Genomic DNA, 953 nt, shown 5'->3' on the forward strand with positions numbered 1-953 from the left:
GGTAAGTCGGGACCTAAGGCGAGGCCGACAGGCGTAGTCGATGGACAACGGGTTGATATTCCCGTACCCGCTGGTATGCGCCAACGCTGAATCCTCTGATGCTAACCACCCGAACCTGGTTGCGAGCCTTCGGGCTTGTTTCCGTGGGGAGCGTGGGGCCCGAGGGGGTAGTAGGTGAGTGATGGGGTGACGCAGGAGGGTAGCTCAGCCCAGGCGATGGTTGTCCTGGGGTAAGCATGTAGCCCGTGCCATAGGTAAATCCGTGGCGCATTGAGGGTGAGATGTGATGCCGAGCCGTTTTAGGTGAAGTGAGTGATCCCATGCTGCCGAGAAAAGCCTCTAGCGAGTGTACCGGCGGCCCGTACCCTAAACCGACTCAGGTGGTCAGGTAGAGAATACCAAGGCGATCGGGTGAACTGTGGTTAAGGAACTCGGCAAATTGCCCCCGTAACTTTGGGAGAAGGGGGACCACGTCTGGTGATGGCACTTGCTGCCTGAGCTGGGTGTGGTCGCAGAGGCCAGGGGGAAGCGACTGTTTACTAAAAACACAGGTCCGTGCGAAGTCGTAAGACGCTGTATACGGACTGACGCCTGCCCGGTGCCGGAACGTTAAGAGGACCGGTTAGAGGTTTCGACTTCGAAGCTGAGAATCTAAGCGCCGGTAAACGGCGGTGGTAACTATAACCATCCTAAGGTAGCGAAATTCCTTGTCGGGTAAGTTCCGACCTGCACGAATGGCGTAACGACTTCCCCGCTGTCTCAACCACAGGCCCGGTGAAATTGCAGTACGAGTAAAGATGCTCGTTTCGCGCAGCAGGACGGAAAGACCCCGGGACCTTCACTACAGCTTGGCATTGGCGTTTGGAACGGTTTGTGTAGGATAGGTGGGAGACTGTGAAGCCCGCACGCCAGTGTGGGTGGAGTCATTGGTGAAATACCACTCTGGTCGTTTT

1 rRNA gene is annotated in these 953 nt (G+C 56.8%); it reads left to right on the top strand.

The window, feature by feature from the left end:
* A 23S ribosomal RNA gene (locus tag amrb99_RS49475) occupies positions 1-953 on the top strand; the annotation flags it as partial.

Source organism: Actinomadura sp. RB99, from assembly GCF_014706005.1.
Classification (GTDB): domain Bacteria; phylum Actinomycetota; class Actinomycetes; order Streptosporangiales; family Streptosporangiaceae; genus Spirillospora.